The sequence below is a fragment of the Sphingomonas pseudosanguinis genome, from assembly GCF_014196255.1.
Lineage (GTDB): Bacteria > Pseudomonadota > Alphaproteobacteria > Sphingomonadales > Sphingomonadaceae > Sphingomonas > Sphingomonas pseudosanguinis.
Genome location: NZ_JACIDH010000001.1, coordinates 140197 through 163075, shown reverse-complemented (window position 1 = coordinate 163075; position 22879 = coordinate 140197). Strand labels below are relative to the sequence as shown.

At 68.1% G+C, this 22879-nt stretch carries 19 protein-coding genes; 11 read left to right on the top strand and 8 right to left on the bottom strand.

Annotation, left to right across the window (positions count from 1 at the left end; genetic code table 11):
* The first annotated feature begins 4 nt into the window (after positions 1 to 4).
* The 3 genes from cobT to GGR48_RS00750 all read left to right on the top strand — a co-directional run bounded on the left by cobT (position 5) and on the right by GGR48_RS00750 (position 3792).
* The gene (cobT, locus tag GGR48_RS00760; RefSeq protein WP_183949869.1) at positions 5 to 1828 is read left to right on the top strand and encodes a cobaltochelatase subunit CobT; all 1824 of its coding nucleotides are present in this window, start codon (positions 5 to 7) and stop codon (positions 1826 to 1828) included.
* On the top strand, positions 1825 to 2070 hold the full coding sequence (locus tag GGR48_RS00755; protein WP_183949867.1) for a ribbon-helix-helix domain-containing protein: 246 nt from the start codon (positions 1825 to 1827) through the stop codon (positions 2068 to 2070). The genes cobT and GGR48_RS00755 overlap by 4 nt, the downstream gene beginning before the upstream one ends.
* A 699-nt stretch (positions 2071 to 2769) precedes the next feature.
* Positions 2770 to 3792: a PepSY domain-containing protein gene (locus tag GGR48_RS00750; protein ID WP_206362529.1), complete on the top strand. Its 1023-nt coding sequence runs from the start codon at positions 2770 to 2772 to the stop codon at positions 3790 to 3792.
* Here GGR48_RS00750 and GGR48_RS00745 read toward each other — a convergent pair.
* Positions 3740 to 4096 (bottom strand): GntR family transcriptional regulator, encoded by a 357-nt coding sequence (locus GGR48_RS00745; RefSeq protein WP_183949863.1) that lies wholly within the window; start codon positions 4094 to 4096, stop codon positions 3740 to 3742. The genes GGR48_RS00750 and GGR48_RS00745 overlap by 53 nt on opposite strands.
* A 73-nt stretch (positions 4097 to 4169) precedes the next feature.
* Complete coding sequence (locus tag GGR48_RS00740) at positions 4170 to 4769, bottom strand: nitroreductase family protein (RefSeq protein WP_183949862.1); 600 nt, start codon at positions 4767 to 4769, stop codon at positions 4170 to 4172.
* A gap of 129 nt (positions 4770 to 4898) precedes the next feature.
* Here GGR48_RS00740 and GGR48_RS00735 point away from each other — a divergent pair, with 129 nt between their 5' ends.
* Positions 4899 to 6485, top strand: a complete 1587-nt coding sequence (locus GGR48_RS00735; protein ID WP_183949860.1) for a peptide MFS transporter — start codon at positions 4899 to 4901, stop codon at positions 6483 to 6485.
* Between the two features lie 422 nt (positions 6486 to 6907).
* Here the strand turns inward: GGR48_RS00735 and GGR48_RS00730 are convergent, their stop codons facing one another.
* Both GGR48_RS00730 and GGR48_RS00725 read right to left on the bottom strand, forming a co-directional pair.
* Positions 6908 to 7900 (bottom strand): aldo/keto reductase, encoded by a 993-nt coding sequence (locus GGR48_RS00730; protein WP_183949858.1) that lies wholly within the window; start codon positions 7898 to 7900, stop codon positions 6908 to 6910.
* The gene (locus tag GGR48_RS00725; RefSeq protein ID WP_183949856.1) at positions 7897 to 9141 is read right to left on the bottom strand and encodes a dicarboxylate/amino acid:cation symporter; all 1245 of its coding nucleotides are present in this window, start codon (positions 9139 to 9141) and stop codon (positions 7897 to 7899) included. Before GGR48_RS00725 ends, GGR48_RS00730 begins: the two co-directional genes overlap by 4 nt.
* A 138-nt stretch (positions 9142 to 9279) precedes the next feature.
* On the opposite strand from GGR48_RS00725, the gene glmM reads away from it, so the two are divergent.
* From glmM to GGR48_RS00695, 6 genes are all read left to right on the top strand, one after another.
* Positions 9280 to 10620, top strand: a complete 1341-nt coding sequence (gene glmM, locus GGR48_RS00720; protein ID WP_183949854.1) for a phosphoglucosamine mutase — start codon at positions 9280 to 9282, stop codon at positions 10618 to 10620.
* Complete coding sequence (locus tag GGR48_RS00715; RefSeq protein WP_183949852.1) at positions 10620 to 10844, top strand: DUF1272 domain-containing protein; 225 nt, start codon at positions 10620 to 10622, stop codon at positions 10842 to 10844. Before glmM ends, GGR48_RS00715 begins: the two co-directional genes overlap by 1 nt.
* A 57-nt stretch (positions 10845 to 10901) precedes the next feature.
* On the top strand, positions 10902 to 11588 hold the full coding sequence (gpmA, locus tag GGR48_RS00710) for a 2,3-diphosphoglycerate-dependent phosphoglycerate mutase (protein WP_183949850.1): 687 nt from the start codon (positions 10902 to 10904) through the stop codon (positions 11586 to 11588).
* A gap of 130 nt (positions 11589 to 11718) precedes the next feature.
* A complete protein-coding gene (locus tag GGR48_RS00705; RefSeq protein WP_183949848.1) occupies positions 11719 to 12273 on the top strand; it encodes a hypothetical protein in 555 nt (184 codons plus the stop codon).
* Between the two features lie 123 nt (positions 12274 to 12396).
* The gene (gene purE, locus GGR48_RS00700) at positions 12397 to 12855 is read left to right on the top strand and encodes a 5-(carboxyamino)imidazole ribonucleotide mutase (RefSeq protein ID WP_240456141.1); all 459 of its coding nucleotides are present in this window, start codon (positions 12397 to 12399) and stop codon (positions 12853 to 12855) included.
* A gap of 5 nt (positions 12856 to 12860) precedes the next feature.
* On the top strand, positions 12861 to 13916 hold the full coding sequence (locus tag GGR48_RS00695) for a 5-(carboxyamino)imidazole ribonucleotide synthase (protein ID WP_183949844.1): 1056 nt from the start codon (positions 12861 to 12863) through the stop codon (positions 13914 to 13916).
* Between the two features lie 3 nt (positions 13917 to 13919).
* Here GGR48_RS00695 and GGR48_RS18255 read toward each other — a convergent pair whose 3' ends face one another.
* The 4 genes from GGR48_RS18255 to GGR48_RS00675 all read right to left on the bottom strand — a co-directional run bounded on the left by GGR48_RS18255 (position 13920) and on the right by GGR48_RS00675 (position 20020).
* Positions 13920 to 14729: an energy transducer TonB gene (locus GGR48_RS18255; RefSeq protein WP_183949842.1), complete on the bottom strand. Its 810-nt coding sequence runs from the start codon at positions 14727 to 14729 to the stop codon at positions 13920 to 13922.
* A 45-nt stretch (positions 14730 to 14774) separates the two neighbouring features.
* Positions 14775 to 16580 (bottom strand): DUF885 domain-containing protein, encoded by a 1806-nt coding sequence (locus GGR48_RS00685; protein WP_183949840.1) that lies wholly within the window; start codon positions 16578 to 16580, stop codon positions 14775 to 14777.
* A gap of 242 nt (positions 16581 to 16822) precedes the next feature.
* Entirely contained in the window at positions 16823 to 17122 is a 300-nt protein-coding gene (locus tag GGR48_RS00680; RefSeq protein WP_183949838.1) for a hypothetical protein, read from the bottom strand.
* A 42-nt stretch (positions 17123 to 17164) separates the two neighbouring features.
* On the bottom strand, positions 17165 to 20020 hold the full coding sequence (locus GGR48_RS00675) for a M16 family metallopeptidase (protein ID WP_183949836.1): 2856 nt from the start codon (positions 20018 to 20020) through the stop codon (positions 17165 to 17167).
* A gap of 213 nt (positions 20021 to 20233) precedes the next feature.
* Between GGR48_RS00675 and clpB the strand changes: the two genes are divergently transcribed.
* The gene (gene clpB / locus GGR48_RS00670; RefSeq protein WP_183949834.1) at positions 20234 to 22813 is read left to right on the top strand and encodes an ATP-dependent chaperone ClpB; all 2580 of its coding nucleotides are present in this window, start codon (positions 20234 to 20236) and stop codon (positions 22811 to 22813) included.
* Positions 22814 to 22879 lie beyond the last annotated feature (66 nt).

Genomic DNA, 22879 nt, shown 5'->3' with positions numbered 1-22879 from the left:
CCCCGTGGCGAACGAAACCCCTCTCGACCGGTTCAAGGCGGTCCTCGGCGGCACGGCGCGCGCACTCGCGCAGGAGCCGGAGGTCGAGCTCGCCTTCACCGCCGATGCGCCGACGTCATCGGGCAAGCATATCCGTGTGCCGATGCCGGGTCGCGCGCTGCCGCCCGAGCAGGTGGCGGAAGCGCGCGGGTTCGCCGACGCCTTTGCGCTGCGGCTGAAGCTGCACGACACCGCGCTCCACGCCCGCGCCGCGCCGGTCGAGGCGGTGGCGCGTGCGGTCTATGACGCGGTGGAGACGGCGCGGATCGAGGCGCTGGGCGCGCGCGGCTATGCCGGGATCGGCGACAACCTCGCGCATGCGCTGGATGTGCGGTTGCGCTCCGACCCGATGACGCGGGCGCGCAACCGGGACGAGGTGCCGCTGTCTACCGCGCTCGGTCTGCTCCTGCGCGAGCGGATGACGGGGCGGCCCTCGCCCGCCGAAACCGCGCCCGCGCTGGCGCTGGTGCGCGACTGGCTGGAGGGGGCGACCGATCTCGACGCGCTGGCGGGCGCGATGGACGACCAGAAGGCGTTCCAGATGCTCGCCGCCAAGATGCTCGCCGACCTCGAACTCGCCGAGCCGCCCGCCGAACCCGATCAGGCCGATGAAGGCGGTAACGACGAAGAGGGCGAGGACGAGCAGCAGCAGGACGAGAGCGAAGAGGATAACGACGACAAGGGCCAAGGCGACGGCGAGGTCGAGGCGCGCGCCGAGAAGCGTGACGCCGACAGCGAGGACGGCGAGTCGCAGGAACAGAGCCAGGATTCGCTCGACGATCTCGACGGCGAACCCGGCGAGGATGGCGACGAAGGCAGCCAGCCGACGCGGCCCAACCGCCCGCTGACCGATCTGGCGTCGCAGTTCGACTATAAACCCTGGACCACCCAATATGACGAGGTGATCGCCGCCGGAGAACTGTGCGACGCCGACGAACTGGCACGGCTTCGCGGTTATCTCGACCAGCAGCTGGCGCATCTGCAATCGGCCGTGTCGAAGCTTGCCAACCGGCTGCAACGCCGGTTGATGGCGCAGCAGTCGCGCTCCTGGGATTTCGACCAGGAAGAGGGCATTCTCGACGCCGCGCGGCTGGCGCGGGTGGTAGTCAATCCCGGCCAGTCGCTGTCCTACAAGATCGAGCGCGATACCGATTTCCGCGATGCCGTCGTCACGCTCCTGATCGACAATTCGGGGTCGATGCGCGGGCGGCCGATCGGCATCGCCGCGATCTCCGCCGACATCCTCGCGCGCACGCTGGAGCGGTGCGGGGTGAAGACCGAAATCCTCGGCTTCACCACCCGCGCCTGGAAGGGCGGGCAGAGCCGCGAGACATGGCTCGCCGCCGGGCGTCCGCCGCAGCCGGGCCGGCTGAACGACATCCGCCACATCGTCTACAAACAGGCCGACGAGCCGTGGCGGCGCGCGCGCAACAATCTGGGCCTGATGATGCGCGAAGGACTGCTCAAGGAGAATATCGACGGCGAGGCGCTGATGTGGGCGCACAGCCGGTTGATCGCGCGGCCCGAGGAGCGGCGCATCCTGATGGTCATCTCCGACGGCGCGCCGGTCGATGATTCGACGCTGTCGGTCAATTCGGGCAGCTATCTGGAGCGGCATCTGCGCCAGGTGATCGGCTGGATCGAGAGCAAGAGCCCGGTCGAGCTGATCGCGATCGGCATCGGCCATGACGTGACGCGTTACTATGCGCGCGCGGTGACGATCATGGACGCCGAACAGCTGGGCGGCACGATCATCGAGCAGCTGGCCGCCCTGTTCGACACCGAATGAGCCGGATCGCGGCCCCGGCGGAAGGGTTCGTCGGCCCGGTCAAGCGCTCGATCACCATCGCCGGGCACCAGACCTCGATCAGCCTGGAGCCGGTCTTCTGGACCGCGCTGGAGGAAGCCGCCGTGGCGCATGGCCTACCGCTGTCGGCGCTGGTGGCGGAGATCGACGCGCTGCGGATCGTCGCGGACGACCCGCCGAACCTGGCGAGCGCGATCCGGTCGTGGCTGTTCCTGCGGCGGTGATGGGGCGCGGAGGCGCGGAGGGCGCCGAGAGGGGTCTCACTGGCCTCGCCGCCATGCCCGTCTCTGCGCCTCTTCGCGAACCAAATCTCCCCAACCTCCGTTCAGCCTGAGCGCAGTCGAAGGCAAAGGGGTGAACCTTGTCCTTGGGGCAAGCGATCGGCGTGGGCTTCGACTTCGCTCAGCCTGAACGGAGGGGGCGGATCAGGGGGCACCTCCTCGGATGGCGCCACCGATCATAAGCCCTCTCCGCGTCTCCGCGCGAACCAATCCTCCGTTCCGCCTGAACGTAGTCGAAGGCCACGGGACAGCCCCTATCACGCAGGACCTCGTGCTTCCCTGCGGCAAGCGATCGGCGTGGGCTTCGACTTCGCTCAGCCTGAACGGAGGAGAGGGATTGGCGATAAGGGTGCGCCTTTTCGGATCGAGCCACCGGTCACCGGCCCTCTCCACGTCTCCGCGCGAACCAATCCCCCGTTCCGCCTGAGCGAAGTCGAAGGCCACGGGACAACCTCAACCACACACCCCCCTTCCCCATTGGGGCAAACGACCCACGCCGGCTTCGCCCCCGCTCACCCCGAACGGTGATTGGAATTGAGCGCGGACAGGCCCGCCCGCGATTGACGCCGCCCGTCGGGTCCGGCAGGGCGCGCCGTCTGTTTCGGGGGTCATGTGGCCGGAATTTCCCTTCGCGACTCGGGAGTGCGGGTCCATCGCTGGCTGGGGCTGGCGATCGGGCTGCTTGCCATCGCGCTGGCGCTGTCGGGAACGCTGCTGGCCTGCGCGCCGCTGATCGAGCGGATCGCCGCCCCCGCGCGCTATCGGATCAGCGGCGAGACGCGGCGCGACGCCGGTGCCTATGCCGATACGGCGTATCGCCGCCTGCGCCCCGGCGAGCGGATCGCGGCGCTGTCGATGGAAGGGGGGTCGTCGCCGGTCATCGTCACGCTGGACCGGGTGAGCGACCGCGCGCGGCGTCAGCTGTTCCTCGACCCGCCGACCGCGCAGGTGCTGGCCAGCGGCTGGGCCGATGGCGGGGTGACGGGTGTGGTGCGCTGGCTGCATGGCGGGCTGTTCCTGTCGGGCGTCGGTCGTTGGATCGTCGCGATCGGGGGCATGGGGGCGCTGCTCGCCAGCCTGACCGGACTATGGGCGTCTCTATTCCGCCAGCGTGCGAAGCCCGCCGCCAAAGGTCCGCCGCGAAAAGAGACGCGCAAAGCCTCGTGGCACGCCCGCATCGGGCTGTGGTCCGCCATCCCGGTACTGGCGATGACGGCGTCCGGCATCGTGCTCGCCGTGTCGCCGGGACACGCCGTCGCCCTGTCGACGCCGCCCGTCCCCCGCCCCGCCCTGTCGGTCCGGCATGTCGTCGCCAGCGCACGTCACTGGTCGCAGGGGCGGCTGGTCGCGGTCGAATGGCCGACCGAACGCTCGCCCGACTGGACGCTGCGCTTCGACGATTCGGTCTATGGAACGGTCAAGGTCGCCGACGATACCGCCGGCGCGGTCTCCGCCCCGGCGCTGGCCGTGCCGGTCGCGCTGTCCTGGATCAGCCGGCTGCACGAAGGGCAATCCATGCCCTGGATTGGGATTCCGCTCGCCGCACTGACCGGGGTGCTGGCTATCTGGGTCGCGACGACCGGCCTGATCGGCCGAGCGCGCCGCCCGGCGGTCAGACCCGCTCGGCGTTCAGCAGATCGGCGACGTCGAGGTCCAGCAGCGTGATGTGATCGCGGATGCGCGGCCATTGCACGCGCAGGAAGGTCTCACGCTCGGCGGCGCGCAGCCGGTCGGCCGCGCCCGGCATCACGAACATCCCGACCCCGCGCCGCACCTCGACATAGCCGTCGTCCTGAAAGCTCTGATACGCCTTGGCGACCGTCAGCGGGTTGGCCCCCTGCTCCGCCGCCAACGCACGGACCGAGGGAAGCTGGTCGCCCGCCCGGTAGGTGCCGTTGAGGATACCCGCCGCGATCGTTCCGCGCAGGCGGATGTAAACCGGGCTGTCGTCACCGCTAAGAGCTGTCATGCCAAGTTAATACAGCAGCGGACCGGTAAAGTCGAGGGGCAAACCGATAACGTTTGCAGACGGCCCGATGCGGTCACGCGACGGGGCCGGTCCAGTGCGAGACGATCGCCTCCATATCGGGACGCGGGCGTTCGTCGAGCGGCCGGCCGGGCGTCCCGAGGAACAGGAAGCCGGCGATCCGCTCGGGCGCCTGGCCGAAGGCATCGCGCACCGCATCGGAAAAGCTGGGCCAGCCGGTCAGCCAGCCGCCGGCGAACCCCATGGCATGCGCGGCGTGGAGCAGGTTCATGCAGGCCGCGCCGGCCGACAATTCCTGTTCCCACAACGGAATATGGCTGCCGGTGCGCGGGGAGGACAGGACGACGACCAGGCTGGGCGCCTGATGCGCGAACTGTTCCAGCGCGGCGATCTCGGTCGCGCTCGCCTGCGGCCGTTCGGCCCGGTAGGCGGTGGTGATCACCTCGGCCAGCTTGGCGCGGGCGTCATCCGCCACGATCACGAAGCGCCAGGGAGCCAGCTTGCCATGATCGGGGGTACGCGCCGCGATGCGCAGGATATGGTCCAGCTGATCGGCATCGGGGCCGGGTGCGATCAGGTCACGCGGCTTGCCCGAGCGGCGAGTTTCCAGCAGCGTCAGCGGGGTCGAACGGTCGTTGAAGGCCATGTCACTCATGCGATCGATCCTTACGTCGTCGCGCATGATATTTACAGTCGCCGCTTTGGCGTTAGGTTACCGAACCATTACGCCCCTTCCGCGTGCCCCCGGCGCGCCGGGGGCGATCCCGATGGAGTGAACGCCGGCATGGCGACTGCGTATGAGGCCGCCGCGCGCGGCAAGACGGTTTTGGGGCATCCCCGGGGCCTGTTCCTGTTGTTCTTCACCGAGATGTGGGAGCGTTTTTCCTATTACGGAATGCGCGCCATCCTGGTCTTCTACCTGACCAAGCATTTCCTGTTTTCCGACGAACCGGCCTTCGGCATCTACGCCGCCTATACCTCGCTGGTGTACGTCACGCCCGTCATCGGCGGCTATCTGGCCGACCGCTATCTGGGGGCCAGACGCGCGGTGCTGGCGGGCGGATTGTTCATCGCCTTCGGCCATATCCTGATCGCGGTGATGGAGGGGCCGCAGGGCGCGACGGGGGCCTATCTGGAGGGCTTCTACCTCGCGCTCGCCTCGATCGTGATCGGCACCGGCTTCCTCAAGGCCAATATCTCGGTGCTGGTGGGACAGCTTTATGCGCGCGACGACATGCGCCGCGATCCCGCCTTCTCGATCTTCTACATGGGCATCAATGCGGGCGGCGCGCTGGGGCCGATCGTGTGCGGCGTGCTGGGCGAGACGGTGGGCTGGGCTTACGGCTTCGGCGCGGCGGGCGTCGGCATGCTGCTGGGTCTGGCCGCCTTCATCGCGTTGAAGCGGGAGCTGCACGGCGCGGGCGAAGCGCCGTCGCTGCCCGTGCTGCGCGCGCCGGTCGTCGCCGGCCTGTCGCGCGAATGGCTGATCTATCTGGGTGCGATCGTCGCCACCCTGATCACCTGGCAGTTGATCCAGCATCAGGATGCGGTCGGCACGCTGCTGGTCGTCTTTGCCGCCGCGACCGTCGCCTTCATCCTGTGGCGCGCGGTATTCACCCTGCCCAAGGTCGACCGCGACCGCATCTTCGCCGCGCTGTTCCTGATCGCGCTGTGCCCGCTTTTCTGGGCGCTGTTCGAACAGGCGGGTTCCTCGCTCAACGTCTATACCGATCGCTCGGTCGACAGGACGCTGATGGGCTGGACCATCCCGGCCTCGGCCTTCCAGTCGGTCAATTCGATCTTCATCATCCTGCTGGCACCGGCCTTCGCCGCGCTGTGGACCATCCTGGGCAAGCGCGGGCTGGAGCCGAGCGCGCCGTTCAAGTTCGGCATCGGCCTGGTCGGCGTGGGCGCGGGCTTCCTGGTGCTGGTGGCGGGTGCGGCGGCCTATGCCGGCGCACCGACGCCGGTGATCTTCGTGATCCTGGTCTATCTGATCCACACCATGGCCGAGCTGTGCTTCTCGCCGGTCGGGCTGGCGGCCATGACGCGGCTGTCGCTGCCCAGCATGACCGGGCTGATGATGGGCACCTGGTTCCTGGCGACGGCGGGCGGCAACTTCATCGCCGGCCTGATCGCGCAGGCGACCGGTGGCGAGGGCGCGGGGCCGGACACGGTGCTGGCAGTCTATAGCCGGATCGGCTGGTACTCGATCGGCATCGGCGCGGTGGTGCTGGTCGTCTCGCCCTTGATCGCCAAGCTGATGCACCTCGACCTGTTGAAGGCCGAAGCCGCGCTGGCGGGTGACAAGGAACTGGCCGAGCCGGCGGCGGCCGGAGTCGATACGCGGCTGGAGCAGAAGCCGCATTGATGGGGTCCGGGCGGTCGGGGCGCGTGCCGGACCACCCCTTTCTCCTACCCCGACCACCGTTCAGGCTGAGCGAAGTCGAAGCTTACCCGCCTGACTTTGCGCGGATGGGATTCGATCTCGCGAAGACGCGAAGACGCGAAGACGCGAAGATTTTTGTTCGCGCGGAGACGCGGAGGCGCAGAGAGGTTCGGATGCGCTTCGGCGCACTCGCGCAATTCACCGTTCCGCTTTGCCTCACCGCTGTTATGTTAAGCCAGCCTGGCGGCTGGATACGCCCCCCTCCGCGTCTCCGCGTCTCCGCGCGAAACACCCTGCCTCCATTCGCACTGAGCGAAGTCGAAGTGCACGGGATGCCACTCGCGGAAAGTCCGGTGCGTGGGCCTCGACCTCGCTCAGCCTGAACGGAGTTGGGGACGCCTGGCTCAGAGCCGCGTCATCGCCATCGCCCGCTCGCCATAACGCGGACCCGCCGTACCGCCACGCGGCGAGGCTTCGTCGAGCCGGGCCAGTTCCTCCGCCGACAGTACCAGATCCGCCGCCTTCATCGAATCCTCCAGCGTCACGCGCCGCTTGGAGCCCGGGATCGGCACGATGTCGTCGCCTTGCGCCAACAGCCATGCCAGCGCCACCTGCGCGGCACTCGCGTCATGCGCGGCGGCGATCTGCCTCACCACCTCGACCACCTTCATATTACGGTCGAAATTCTCTTCCGAGTAGCGCGGGTCGTTGCGGCGGTAATCGCCCTCGGGCAAATCCTCGCGCTTCGTGATCTGCCCCGTGAGGAACCCGCGTCCCAGCGGGCTGTACGGCACGAAGCCGATGCCCAGCTCGCGTACCACCGGCAGGATGTCGGCTTCGATATCGCGTTCCCACAGCGAATATTCGGACTGCACCGCAGCGATCGGGTGGACGGCGGCGGCGCGGCGGATCGTCTCGGCGCTCGCCTCGGACAGGCCCAGCCGACGCACCTTCCCCTGCTCGACCAGCCGCCCCATCGCGCCGACCGTGTCCTCGATGGGGACATTAGGGTCGACGCGGTGCTGGTAGAACAGGTCGATCGTCTCGACGCCCAGCCGCTTGAGCGAGCCTTCGCACGAACGCTGGACATTGGCGGGGGTGGAGTCGACACCCGTCATCCCGTTCTCGTCATAGCGAAAGCCGAATTTGGTCGCGATGACGACCGCATCGCGCTTGCCGCGAATGGCGCGCCCGACCAGTTCCTCATTGACCAGCGGGCCATAGATTTCGGCGGTGTCGAACAGGGTCACGCCCAGCTCGATCGCGCGGTGGATGGTCGCGATGCTCTCCGCCTCGCTCGCCTCGCCATACATGTTCCGGCCGATACCGGCCATCGGCATGCAGCCGAGGCCCAATGCGGAAACCTCGAACTCGGGGCCTAGCGTGCGATATTTCATGGGACGTCCTTGCCGGTTGTGCCGCTCCACCGCGAAACGGTCGCGGTGGCGGCAAGGTCCATGCTGACATTGCCCAGGGTCCGGAAAATGTCCGGAATCGTCTCCACCGCGATCAGCAGACCCAAAGGCGCGGCGGGCACCCCCAGCGCGACGCAGACCGGCGCGATCGAGGCGAAGAAGGTGATCTGCGACGGCAGGCTCGCCGAGCCCAGCGATACCAGGATCGCCACCACCACGGCGGCCGCGACCGAGGTCAGGTCGGGCGCGATCCCGAACCAGTGTGCGATGTAGAGCGAGACCGCGACGTTCATCGCCGGCTGGGTCGCGCGGAACATCGCGACCGCCATGGGCAGGACCAGCCCGGCGGTCTCCGGCGCGATGCGCAAGGCCCGGGTCCCCTCGATCATCGCCGGCAGGCTGGCGAGCGAGCTTTGCGTCGAGACGGCGACCGCCTGGGCCGGGGCCAGCGCACGGGCGAAGCGGGCGGGCGCGGTCCGGCCCAGGATGGCCGCCACGCCGTACGCCATCAGCATGACGACGACGCCGACGCTGGCGATGATCGCGATATAATGCGCCAGCGCCCCGAACGCCGCGCCGCCGGCACTCGCCCCCACGACCAGCGCCAGCGCGAACACCCCCAGCGGCGCCAGCCACAATACCCAGCCGATCAGGACCAGCATCGCGTCGCGGATCGCGGTGAACACACGCAGCAGCAGGTCGCGCGCCTCCCCCTCGATCCGGGTAATGGCGAAGGCGAAGGCCAGGGTGAACAGGATCAGCGACAACAGCGCATTGTTGGCCGCCGCCGCGAAGATGTTGGTCGGCACGATATTGGTGACGAACTCGGCGATCGGCGGCGACGGCGCGACCGGCTCGGCATGGCCCAGCGCGGCGCGCAGCGCCTGGCCCGCCGCGCGCGGCATGGGGGCGAGACTCAGCAGGATCGGCGTGACGAGCGCGGCCATGCTGGCGGTCAGCGCGTCGAGCGACAGGAAGGTCATGATCGCCCGCCCCGCGATCCGCCCGGCCTGCGCCGCCTGCGCGGTCGCCGCGACCCCGGTGATCAGCAGCGTGACGACCAGCGGGATGACCGTCATCTGCAACCCGTTGAGCCACAATGTACCGATCGGCCGCGCCACCGCGACGACGGTCTCGGCCCCGCCGGGCGCGAAGCTCGCGACCGCAACCCCGGCGATCAGCCCCGCGGCAAGGCTCAGGAGGATCAGCGTGGCACGCGACATGACAATTCCACCTTGGGTTCGGGCATATTGTTTTGGGACGGTTCGGTTCTTTGAGCTTTGCGCCACCCCGCGCTAAGGACGTAACCATCCAGGGGCGTGTATGGCGCCTCGCTCCTAATCCGGCAGGGACCCGGCTGTATGGCAAGAAAATATTTCGGCACCGATGGCATTCGCGGTGCGACCAATGGCGCGGTGATGACCGCCGAGATGGCGATGAAGGTCGGCATGGCGGCCGGCGCCTATTTCCTGCGCGGCGATCACCGCCACCGCGTGGTGATCGGCAAGGACACGCGCCTGTCGGGATACATGCTCGAATCCGCGCTGGTCGCGGGCTTCACCAGCGTCGGCATGGACGTGGTGATGGTCGGTCCGCTGCCCACGCCGGCGGTCGCGATGCTGACCCATTCGATGCGCGCCGATATCGGCGTGATGATCTCGGCCAGCCACAATCCCTTCGCCGATAACGGCATCAAGCTGTTCGGTCCCGATGGCTACAAGCTGTCCGACGAGGCCGAGGAATCGATCGAGACGCTGATCGAGGAGAAGGTGCCGCTGGTCGCCTCGGGCAAGATCGGCCGCGCGCGCCGGGTCGAGGATGCCGCCGGCCGCTATATCCACTTCGCCAAGTCGACCTTTCCGCAGTCGCTGCGCCTCGACGGCCTGCGGGTCGTGATCGACTGCGCGAACGGCGCCGCCTACAAGGTTGCGCCGGCCGCCTTGTGGGAGCTGGGCGCGGATGTCGTCGCGATCGGCGTGACCCCCAATGGCACCAACATCAATGACGGCGTCGGCTCGACCGCGCCGCAGACACTGGCCGAGACCGTCGTGGCGAGCGGCGCGGACATCGGCATCGCGCTGGACGGCGACGCCGACCGGCTGATCATCGTCGACGAAAAGGGCATGGTCGTCGATGGCGACCAGTTGATGGCGACGATCGCCACCAGCTATGCGCGCGAGGGTCGGCTGGCCGGCGGCGGCCTGGTCGCCACCGTCATGTCCAATCTGGGACTGGAGCGGCATCTGGCCGCGCAAGGGTTGGGCCTCGTCCGCACCAAGGTCGGCGACCGCCATGTGCTGGAGGCGATGCGCACGCGCGGCTATAATGTCGGCGGCGAGCAGTCCGGGCATATCATCCTGTCCGACTATGCCCGCACCGGCGACGGCTTGGTCGCCGCCCTCCAGGTGCTGGCCGAACTCAAGCGCGCCGGCGCGCCCGCCAGCGAGGTGTTGCACCGCTTCGATCCCCTCCCCCAGCTGCTCAAGAATGTCCGCTTCGCGGGTGGCAAGCCGCTGGAACATGAGAAGGTACAGGGCGTCATCGCCGCCGCCGAGGCCGAACTGGCCGGGCGCGGCCGCCTGGTCATCCGCCCGTCGGGCACCGAGCCCGTCATCCGCGTGATGGCCGAGGGCGAGGACCAGCGTCAGGTCGAGACGCTGGTCGACCGCATCTGCGACGTGGTGCGCGAGGTGGCCGCCTGATGCTGGAGATGCGCCCCGATTGCGAGCGCTGCGGCGCGGACCTGCCGCCGTCGCAGGGCGGCGCGTTCATCTGTTCGCTGGAGACCACCTTCTGCGCCGAATGCGCCGATGACCTGGACGAGACCTGCCCCGATTGCGGCGGCGAGCTGCTCGACCGGCCGACGCGCATGGGCCGCGTGCTGAAGGCCAATCCCGCATCCAACCAGACCCGTTTTCGCGGCTGACCTCGACCCCGCCGCCCCGCTTCTCTATGCGGGCGTCATCACATTGAAGGAGTTTCCATGCCCCAGCTCGTCCTGATCCGCCACGGCCAGTCCGCCTGGAATCTGGAGAATCGCTTCACCGGCTGGTGGGATGTCGACGTCACCGCTCAAGGCGCGGCCGAGGCGCGTGCGGCGGGTGCGCTGATGGCCGAGAAGGGCCTCGACTTCGACCTGACCTTCACCAGCCTTCAGACCCGCGCGATCAAGACGCTTAATCTCGCGCTCGAAGTGATGAGTCGCCTGTGGCTGCCGACCGAGAAGCATTGGCGACTGAACGAGCGCCATTATGGCGGGCTGACCGGCCTCGACAAGGCGGAGACGGCGGCCAAACATGGCGACGAGCAGGTCAAGATCTGGCGCCGCAGCTTCGACGTGCCCCCACCCCCGGCCGAGGCGGGTGGAGAGTTCGACCTGTCGAACGACCGTCGTTATGCCGGCATCCCGGTGCCCGCCACCGAAAGCCTGAAGGACACGATCGAGCGCGTCCTACCCTATTGGGACGAGCGTATCGCCCCCGCCCTGCGCGACGGCAACCGCGTGCTGATCTCGGCGCACGGCAACTCGCTCCGCGCGCTGGTCAAGCATCTGTCGAACATTCCGGACGACGAGATCACGGGTCTCGAAATCCCGACCGGCCAGCCGATCGTCTATGAACTGGCCGACGACCTGACGCCGACCGACCGCTATTACCTGTCGGAGCGCTGAGCGATCCCGACATAAGGCCGACCCATCGCCTGGCCGATGGGTCGGTCGCGCCCATCGGCCAAGGCTTGATCCACGCCACGGATCGTGCAGTCTCCACGTCTGTTCCCGTTATCTTGACAGGCAGCGCGCCATGACGACGATGCGCCCCCACCCGACCATCGGCTTGCCAGCCGCCTTGCTGCTCCTCGCCTGCGGAGCGCCCGCGCGATCGGTTCCGGCCGAGCCCGACAATGGCGCGGCCCCTGGCGCCTCGGTTCCGGCGGTGCCCTCACCCTCTCCTACCACGACACCGCCGGGCACGCCCGACGGCAAGCCTGTGACGATCACGCTGACCGACAAGCACCGGGTAACGCTCTCGGGGTTCAGGATCATCGAAAATCACGGCCTGTCCGCGGGTCAGTGCGGCGTGACGATCGAGCGTCAGCGATTGATGACGATGGGGGTCGACGACACCGAGGTCTATAGCTGTGACGCGCTGGTCGCCGCAGGCATTGTTCCGCCCGATGGTCAGCGGCAGCGGATCGGCCTGATCTACGACGTATCCTCTCCCAACGCCCAATTTCGCACCGCCGTGGTGCTGCGCGAGGAGGGCGGACGCTGGGCGGTCGATCCGACCTATTCGGGGAAGTTCGACGGCACGCCCGCGGGGCGGTCCATCCCCGCGCTGCGTGGCGCGCTGAAATAGGGGACGGGTGACGTATAGATAGGTTGCCCCCCTCGCCTCGTCCCGCTAGTCAGCGCGCTTCCCTCGGCACCGGGGCCACAGGGGCAAGGCGGAACAGCGGATATGGTTTCGGTTGGAATCATCATGGGGTCCACGTCGGACTGGGAAACCATGCGGCATGCCGCCGAGACGCTCGATGCGCTGGGTGTGGCGCATGAGACCCGCGTCGTCTCCGCGCATCGCACGCCGCAGCGCCTGTATGATTATGCCACGGGTGCCGCCGATCGCGGGATCAAGGTCATCATCGCGGGCGCCGGTGGTGCCGCGCATCTGCCGGGCATGGCCGCCTCGATGACGCATCTGCCGGTGTTGGGCGTGCCGGTCGAATCCAAGGCGTTGAAGGGCATGGATAGCCTGCTGTCGATCGTCCAGATGCCCGGCGGCATCCCGGTCGGGACGCTCGCCATCGGCAAGGCGGGGGCGATCAACGCCGGCCTGCTCGCCGCCTCGATCCTGTCGCTGTCCGACGAGGGCCTCGCCGAACGGCTGAAGGACTGGCGTCAGCGCCAGACCGACAGCGTCGCCAACGATCCGCAAGGGTGAGCCGCATGTTGAAGCCGGGTTCGACGATCGGGATTCTGGGCGGCGGCCAGCTGGGCCGGATGCTGGCGGTGGCCGCCGCGCAACTGGGCTATCGCACCCATGTGCTCGCCCCCGATGAAGAAAGCGTCGCGGCGCAGACCGCGTCCTCGCTGACCCGCGCCGACTATCACAACACGGTCGTGCTGGCCGACTTCGCCGCCGCGTGCGACGTCGTGACCTATGAGTTTGAGAATGTCGATGTGACGCCGGTCGAATGGCTGGCCGAGCGGTTGCCGGTCCACCCCGCGCCGGCCGCGCTTCGCGTCGCGCAGGACCGGATCGCCGAGAAGAGCTTCGTCGAAAAGGTTGGCGGCCGCCCCGCCCCCTGGGCCGAGGTAAACTGCGCCGCCGATCTGACCGCCGCGCTGGAGCGGATCGGCTGCCCCGCCATCCTGAAGACCACGCGCTTCGGCTATGACGGCAAGGGGCAGGCGCTGATCCGCGACATCGCCGACGCGCCCGCCGCATTCGAGGCGATCGGCGGACCTGCGGTGCTGGAGGGGTTCATCCACTTCACCCACGAATTCTCGATCCTGATCGCGCGCGGCGAAGACGGCAAGACGGTCCGCTACGACCCGCCGCACAACGTCCACCGCGACGCGATCCTGCGCACCTCGACCCTGCCCGCGCCTGCGGAGATCGCCGCCCAGGCCGAGGAGGCGACCGCGCTCGCGATCCGCATCGCCGAGGAACTGGGCTATGTCGGCGTGCTGGCCTGCGAGTTCTTCGCGACCGAGAACGGCCCCGTCTTCAACGAAATGGCGCCGCGCGTCCATAATTCGGGCCACTGGACGATCGAGGGCGCCGAAACCTCGCAGTTCGAGAATCACATCCGCGCGATCTGCGGCCTGCCGCTGGGCGATACGTCGCTGACGGGCGCACGGGTCGAGATGGAGAATCTGATCGGCGACGACGCCTGGGAAGGCGCGCTCGGCGAGAAGGGCACGCATCTGCATTTATATGGCAAGGCCGAGGCGCGGCCGGGGCGCAAGATGGGGCATGTCACGCGCGTCGCGCGCTGACGCCTATTTGTGGATGGTGAAGGTCACGGGCACCAGCACTTCGGCCTGAATCACCTCCTCCCCCTTCATCACCGGGCGGATGCGGAAATTGGGGTACAGCCCCAAGGCCGCCGGGCCGAAGCCCCGCCCCCTGGGCCGCTCCGCCGCGATCGAACAGCTTTTGGGGCGGCCGGGTTTGGGCACGACGCACAGCAGAACCGCCACCCCACTCACCCCGCCGAACCGGGCCATCTTCGGAAAGGCTTCGTCGATCATGGACTGAGGCGGCTTTTCGATCCATTCGGCCAGCGCGAAGCGTAGCCGTCCCGCCCCGGGTCCATCGCCATCGCCCCGCCCGTTACCGGTGCCGCGTCCCTCGCCGCCGGTCCCCTGACCACTGGCGATACCGGCCCCGCGCCCGTCGGAGGCGGCCGTGCCAACCCGCAAAGGCAGGTCGGCGCTGATGTCGGCGGCGGGCGCGGGCAGATCGACGCGGTCGAACCGCGCCGGACTGGCTGCGGCCGGAGCCGCTTGCGTGGCGGCCGGCGCGCGCATCGGGCGGGGCGACCCGCCGCCGGCGGTCGGGCGGATGACGGTGCCCTCCCGCGTCACCGGCTGCGGCGTGATCGGCGGCGGTGGAACCGGAACCGGCGGCGGATCGGGTGGTCGCGGCACATCGAACAGCGTCAGCGCGGGTCGCTCCGGCCCCTCGATCGCGCGATGCGGTGGTCCCCAAAGCAGGAGCGCCAGGATCGCGACATGCACTGTCGCCGTGGCCGTGATGGCCGTGCGTCGCCGCCCCCTATCCTGCCGGACCAAAAGCCTGCCCTGCATCGCGATGTTCTCCCGACCCGAAGATCACCGCGATGCTGATTCAGGTCAAGCCCGCGCCCAGTCCTCTCCGATCCGGCGCAGCACGTCGAGCGGCACGCGGCCGTGGCGCAGCACGGCGGTGTGGAACGCCCTCAGGTCGAAGCGGTCGCCCTGTCGCTTCTTCGCCAGGTCACGAATGTCGACGAACACCGAATGGCCCAGCTTGTAGCTCGCCGCCTGGCCCGGATTGACGCAGTAACGCTCCACCTCGCGGGTGGCGAAGCCCTCGGCCTCACCCTCCGCTTCGACGAAATGGCGGATCGCCTGTTCGCGGGTCCAGCGCAGGTGATGCAGCCCGGTATCGACGACGCAGCGATTGGCGCGGAACAGCAGGAACTTGAGGTATCCCAGCTGCCCCAGCGGATCATCATCATACATGCCGATCTCATCCGCCAGCTGCTCGGCATAAAGCGCCCAGCCCTCACCATAGCCCGAAAAGCCGTTGATCTTGCGGATCAGCGGCAGGCGCGTGTTCGACAGCGCGAGGCCGCTCTCCATCTGATGGCCGGGCAGCCCTTCGTGATAGACGGTCGTCGCCAGGCAGAATTTGGGCCAGTCGGCGCTGTCCTTCAGGTTGAAATAGACCAGGCCGGGACGCGAGCCGTCGATCGCCGGAGCCTGCGCGAAGGCCGCCGCCGCGCCCGCCTCGGTCTGGGGCGGCACGCGGCGCACCTCGAAGCCGTAAGGCGGGATACGCTCGAACACCTGCGGCAGGCGGGTGCGGATCGCGTCGAGCCGGGCGTTGCAATAGGCGATGGCGGCGCGCTTTCCCTCGTCGGTATTGGGGTAGAGCTGGTCGGGGTTCTTGTAGAGCGCGGCCATGCGCTGACCCACCGTGCCCTTGGTATAGCCCTGCTTCTTCAACAGCGCGTCGAGCCGCGCGGACAGCATCGCCGCCTGATCGCGGCCGAAACGATGCACCTCGTCGGGCGAGAAGCTGGTCGTCGTATTGGCCTTGAGCGCGACCGGATAATAGGCCGCGCCCTCGCGCAGCTTCCAGACGCCGGCGTCATGCGTCGCCTTGGTTCGCAGTTGCTTCGCATAGGCCAGCTGCCGGTCGAGCGCGGGCAGGACCTCCGCCTCATAGATGGTCGCCGCCTGCCGGGCATAGCGATCGCCCAACCCCTTTTCGGCGGCGCGACGGGCGAGCGACTGAACGACGAGCGCTTCGGCGGCGGGCTGGCGGGTCTTGCCCATCTGTTCGATGGTCAGGTCGAGGATGAAGTCGGGTGGCACCACGCCCTGCCCGGCGTCATGCCGCATCCGCTCGGTCTGTGCGTCCATCTGTCGTACAAAGGCGCGCAGCCGCATCAGATAGGCATCGGCGTCGCCCGCGCTGGCGATCTTGTGTTTGGTGTCGAGGAAGTCGGGGACCGACTGATACGCGCCCGACAGCTGCGAGACGACATAGGGGCTGGGGCCATAGGAGCTGCCGCCGAAGTCGAACGCTTGCACCGCCTGGGCTGAGCGGCGGGTATAAAGGATCGATTCCAGATCGATCCGCTCCTCGGGCGACAGCGTGGCGGGGTCGATCGCCTGGAGCCGGGTCAGATCGGCCTTGGTCGCCGCCTTCGCCGCCGCGAGTCCCGCCGGGGACTGGTCAGAGAGCTTGCTGCGCAGATCGGCATTGGCACCGGTGTCGAGGCCGAGGCTGGTCGCACTCTCGGGGCTGCGGCGGAGCTGCTCCTGAACCAGCGTATCGAACAGCGCGGTCAGGCGGGTGGCAGGGATGGTCTGCGCGATCACCCCGTCGCTGCCGGCCGCCATGGCGAGGGCCGCCGTACTGCCCAGGAAATGCCGCCGGTCGATCATGCTTGTCCCCCTGTTTTGGTTTTCGGGCGGCAGCGTAACGGGATTTGGCGGGAATTGAACCGGTTATGTGGTGGGGTTCATCCCTTGGGCTTCGACTTCGCTCAGCCTGAACGGAGGTTGGGATGTGGGTCTGGATACCAAATCCCGTTCAGGCTGAGCGAAGTCGAAGCCCACGCCCCCAACGGAAAAGGGCGGCGCGTCCACCCCGACGCACCGCCCTTCCCCACATCACGGCGCGATGATCAGGCCGCGCGGGTCCCCGACAGCGGGAAGCTGCCGAACGCGCCCGCGCCCACCGAACCGGTCAGCGTGTCGCCATCGGCGGTCGCTTCGCAGTCCAGCGTCATCGGCATCGGCGTGGTGATCGACATCTTCCAGGTGATGGTGTTGCCCGACACATCGCCCTCAATGTCCATCGCGCCCATCTGGCCACCGCCCGATCCGGTGAAGCGATCACCCTCGGTCGTGACCGTCAGCGTCATGTCCTGGTCGCCCAGCGGCGACTTCACGGTGCAGTTCCAGGTGCCGTCAATATCGGCCATGTTCGCTCTCCTTATAATCCGGCGTGACGGGGTGACCCGGCGTTACCGGCTGGCACCGGCCGGTGCGGCGGGTGCCGCCCCCGCCACGTCGGCGGCTTCGATGACTTCGACCGGCAGGCCCAGCCCGTCAAGCTGCGGCTTGACCGACTTGGCGTCGCCGACGACGACCCAGACGAAATCCTTGGGGTCCAACGCCGCCTGGATCGACTTGTTCAGTTCACCCACATTCATCGCGCGGTAGCGCGGGGTGATCGTCGCATAGTAATTGTCGGGCCGGCGCAGCAGGTCGTTGGTCTGCATCGCCGACAGGACCGCGCCCGAGGTTTCGAAATTGCCCGACAGCGAGCGGATCGCACCGGTGATGGCCCGGTCGAACTCGACCGCGTCCATCGGCTTGGTCGTCAGGAACTCGGCGACGTCCGTGCGCAGCGCGTCGATCGACGGGCCGGTCTTGTCCGCCTGCACCGGCGCCGACATCACATAGGGCGCGGCATATTCGGAGGTCTGGAAGCCCCCGCGCACGCCGTAGGACCAGTGCTTGGTCTCGCGGATGTCGGTGTTGATCCGGCTGAGGAAGCTGCCGCCCAGCGCGTCATTGGCGGTGTTGACCAGCAGCAGGTCGTCGGTGCCCTTCAACGGGGTGGGCGCGCCGGCCATGATCATCGACTGCGGGCTGTCCGGCCGGTTGACCAGGACGATGCGCGGAGCCGAAGGCGTGCCGGCGGCGAAGCTCTTGGTCCCCGCCGCACCGACACCGCGCCAGTCGCCGAACGCCCGGTCGAGCGCCGCCTTCACCTCGGCCAGCGGACGATCCGAGGTGACGAAGATCTTCGCCTTGTCGGGGCGCAGCCACGCCTGATGGAAGGCGACCAGATCGGCGCGGGTCAGCGCCGCGACCGCGCGCGGATCACCCAGCCCCTGCGCCTTGGCATAGGGGCTGGTCGGCCCATAGAGCAGCGGCGGCAGCACGCGGCCGGCCAGCCCCTGCGGGCTGGTCAGCTCCTGCTTGATCCCCGCCAGCGCCTGCGCCTTCACGCGCGCCAGTTCGGCCTCGGCAAAGGCGGGATTGCGGATGACGTCGGCATAAAGGTCGAGCGCCGGCGCCAGATTGGCGCTCGGCACGCTCATGTCGACGGTGGTGCGGTCGTTCGATGCGCCGGTGCCGATCGAGGCGCCCAGCCGTTCCTGCTCCTCGGCGATGGCGATCGAGGTGCGGCGGGTCGTCCCCTCCTCGAGCAGGCCGAGCATCATCCGCTCGGTGCCCAGCTTGCCGGGCACGTCGGCGGCAAGCCCCGCATCGAACGAGGTGGCGATCTGCGTCACCGGCACGGCGGTCCGCTGGGCATAGACCAGCTCGACGCCGTTCGACAGGCGGGTGCGCTGGATGGCCGGGAAGCTCAGCGGCTTGACCTCGCCCACCTCGGGCAGCGGCCCGCGCGTGCCCTTGACCGGCTGTTCCGGCGCGGGCGGCACATCGGCGCGCGGCGGCACCTTGGCCTCTTCATAGGCGTCACGCTTTCCGGGGACGACGGTCAGCGTATAGGCCGGGCGCGACAGCCATTTGTCGGCCGCCGCCTTCACGCTGGCGGGGGTCTGCGCGGCGATCGCCTGCAGCTGCTTCTTGTAGAATCCCGGATCGTTGGAATAGAGCGCGCCCTCGGCCAGCGCGACCGCCTTGCCGCCGAAGCCGCCGACCGATTCCAGCCCACGCACGCGGCCCGACACCATGGAGGTGGCGACGCGCTTCACCTCGTCGGCGGTGGGGCCGTTCTTCAGGAAATCGGCGAGGATCTCGTCCATCCGCTTGCTGACCAGCGCCGGGTCGACGCCGGGGCGGACGATCGCGGTCATGTTGAACATGCCGACCTGCGAGAACACCCGGTCACTGGCCGAGACCTGCACCGCCAGCTTCTCCTGCTTGACCAGGATATTGTCGAGCCGCGACGAGGCGAGGCCGCCCAAGACCGACCCGGCGACGACCAGCGGCGCGCTTTCGGGATCGTTGAGGCCGGGCACCGCCCAGTTGCGGCTGATCATCACGGCGGCGACCCGGTCGGTCATCGTCTCGTTGACGGGCGCGGGCAGCGTCGGGATCGTCACCGTCGGCAGGACGCTTTCGGGGCCGCTGCGGATGTCGCCGAAATATTTCTCGACCAAAGGCTTGGCGGTCGCAACATCGACATCGCCCGCCAGCACCAGCACGGCATTGTTCGGGCCGTAATGGCTACGGAACCAGTCCTTCACCGTGTCGAGCGAGGCGGCGTCCAGATCGGCCATCGAACCGATGGTGGAGTGGGCATAAGGATGACCCTCGGGGAACAGGCCGCTCAGGATCTTGTACTGGGTCAGGCCGTAAGGCTGGTTGTCGCCCTGGCGCTTCTCGTTCTGGACGACGCCGCGCTGCTCGTCGAGCACGCCTTGCGTCACCGCGCCGAGCAGGTGCCCCATGCGATCCGATTCCAGGAACAGCGCACGGTCGAGCGCGGCGGTCGGCACCGTTTCGAAATAATTGGTCCGGTCGAAATAGGTGGTGCCGTTATAGTCCGTGGCGCCCACCGACTTGAGCGGTGCGAAGAAGTCGCCCGGCGCGTTTTCCGATCCGTTGAACATCAGATGCTCGAACAGATGCGCGAAGCCCGTCTTGCCCTTGGGCTCATGTTTCGACCCGACGTCATACCATACGCTCACCGCGACGACGGGGGCCTTGCGATCGGTATGGACGACGACGCGCAGACCGTTCTTCAGGGTGAATTGCTGATAGGGGATGTCGACCGCCTTCACCAGCGTGGCGACGGGCGCGGCCTGGGTGGCGGGCGCGGATTGGGCCAGGACGGCCTGACCGGGCATGGCGAACGCCAGCGCGGCGACGCCGGCCAGCGCCACGGACTTGATACGCATTTCCTTGAGTCTCCCCACTCGGTGTATGGGTCGAGCATAGCGGGCGGGCGGCGGACCGCAATCCCGGTTAAGAAGCGCGAATGTCATCGTCTTTCGCGGTTACCCTTTCGCAATCGAAACGGCCTTCCCATGTTCTCGGACAGGAAATTCCGCCCACCCCTTGTGTTGCCAAAATGCAACACCATCTGACCTGGAAAGCGACAGGAAGACCAGATGAACCTCGAAAAATTCACCGACCGCGCGAAAGGCTTTCTACAAGCCGCGCAGACCGTGGCGATCCGCAACAGTCATCAGCGCATCGCCCCCGAACATCTCCTCAAGGCCTTGATCGAGGACGATCAGGGCATGGCGTCCGGCCTGATCCAGGCGGCGGGCGGCGACGCCAAGCGGGTCGAGCGCGAGACCGATGCGGCCTTGGCGAAGATCCCGGCCGTCTCCGGCTCGGGCGCGCAGAGCTCGCCCGGCCTCGACAATGATCTGGTCCGCGTGCTCGACCAGGCCGAACAGGTCGCGCAAAAGGCTGGCGACAGCTTCGTCACCGTCGAGCGGCTGCTACTGGCGCTCGCACTGTCGTCCACCACGGCAGCGGGCAAGGCGCTGGCGGCGGGTGGCGTGAACCCTCAAGCGCTGAACGGCGCGATCGAACAGCTGCGCCAGGGCCGCACCGCCGACACGGCGGGCGCGGAGGACCGCTATGACGCGCTCAAGAAATTCGCCCGCGACCTCACCCAGGTGGCGCGCGACGGCAAGCTCGATCCCGTCATCGGCCGCGACGAGGAAATTCGCCGAACCATTCAGATTCTCGCCCGTCGCACCAAGAACAATCCCGCCCTGATCGGCGAACCCGGCGTCGGCAAGACCGCGATCGCCGAAGGGCTCGCGCTGCGCATCGCGAACGGTGACGTGCCGGACACGCTGAAGGACCGCAAGCTGATGGCGCTCGACATGGGTGCCCTCATTGCCGGTGCCAAATATCGCGGCGAGTTCGAGGAGCGGCTGAAGGGCGTACTCGACGAGGTGAAGGCCGCCGAGGGCGACATCATCCTGTTCATCGATGAGATGCACACGCTGATCGGGGCGGGCAAGGGCGACGGGGCGATGGACGCGTCCAACCTCTTGAAGCCTGCATTGGCGCGCGGCGAATTGCACTGTGTCGGCGCGACCACGCTCGACGAGTATCGCAAATATGTCGAGAAGGACCCCGCGCTCCAGCGGCGGTTCCAGCCGGTCTTTGTCGGCGAGCCCACGGTCGAGGACACCATCTCGATCCTGCGCGGACTGAAGGAAAAGTACGAACTCCATCACGGCGTGCGCATCACCGACGGCGCGCTGGTGGCGGCGGCGACCTTGTCCAACCGCTACATCACCGACCGCTTCCTGCCCGACAAGGCGATCGACCTGATGGACGAGGCCGCCAGCCGCATCCGCATGGAAGTGGAGTCCAAGCCCGAGGAGATCGAGACGCTCGACCGCCGCATCCTGCGCCTGAAGATCGAGCGCGAGGGGCTGCGCCGCGAGAGCGACGCCGCCAGCATCGACCGGCTCGGCCATCTGGAGGAGGAGCTCGCCAACCTCGAGGAGCAGTCGCACGCGCTGACCCAGCGCTGGCAGGCCGAGAAGGACAAGATCGCGGGCGAGGCGAAGCTGAAGGAGCAACTCGACCAGGCGCGGATCGAACTCGACCAGGCGCAGCGGTCGGGCGACCTCGCGAAAGCGGGCGAGCTGTCCTACGGCCGCATCCCCCAGCTGGAGAAGCAGCTGGCCGAAGCGCAGTCCGCGACCGAGGGCGCGATGCTTCGCGAGGAGGTGACCGCCGACGACATCGCGGGCGTGGTCAGCCGCTGGACCGGCGTGCCGGTCGACCGGATGCTCCAGGGCGAACGCGAAAAGCTGCTCCGCATGGAGGAGGTGATCGGCAAGCGCGTGATCGGGCAGGAGGATGCGGTTCGCGCCGTCTCCACCGCCGTGCGCCGCGCGCGGGCCGGACTACAGGACCCGAACCGGCCGCTGGGCTCGTTCCTGTTCCTGGGGCCGACGGGTGTGGGCAAGACCGAGCTGACCAAGGCGCTCGCCGAATTCCTGTTCGACGATCCGTCAGCGATGGTCCGCATCGACATGAGCGAATTCATGGAGAAACACAGCGTCGCCCGGCTGATCGGCGCTCCTCCCGGCTATGTCGGCTATGAGGAAGGCGGCGTCCTGACCGAGGCGGTGCGGCGCAGGCCCTACCAGGTCGTGCTGTTCGACGAGGTGGAGAAGGCGCATGGCGACGTGTTCAACGTGCTGCTCCAGGTGCTGGACGACGGACGCCTGACCGATGGTCAGGGCCGGACGGTCGACTTCTCGAACACGCTGATCATTCTGACCTCGAACCTGGGCAGCCAGTATCTGGCGGCGGTCGAGGACGGGCAGAGCGTCGAGAGCGTCGAGCCGCAGGTGATGGAAATCGTGCGCGGTCACTTCCGCCCCGAATTCCTCAACCGGCTGGACGAGATCATCCTGTTCCACCGTCTGGGCCAGAGCCATATGGGCCCGATCGTCGACATCCAGGTCGGCCGCGTCGCCAAGCTGCTGGCCGATCGCAAGATCAGCCTGCACCTGACCGACGCCGCGCGCGAATGGCTGGGCCGGGTAGGCTACGACCCGGTCTACGGCGCAAGGCCCCTGCGCCGCGCGGTCCAACGCCACCTCCAGGACCCGCTGGCCGAGGAAATTCTGCGCGGTCACGTCAAGGACGGGTCGACCGTCACGGTCGACGAAGGCGACGGCAAACTGGCGCTGTCGGTGGCGTAAACCCGACGAAAAAGGGGGCGGCCCGCAAAGGACCGCCCCCGAAGTTGGAGTCCGTGAGGACCCCTG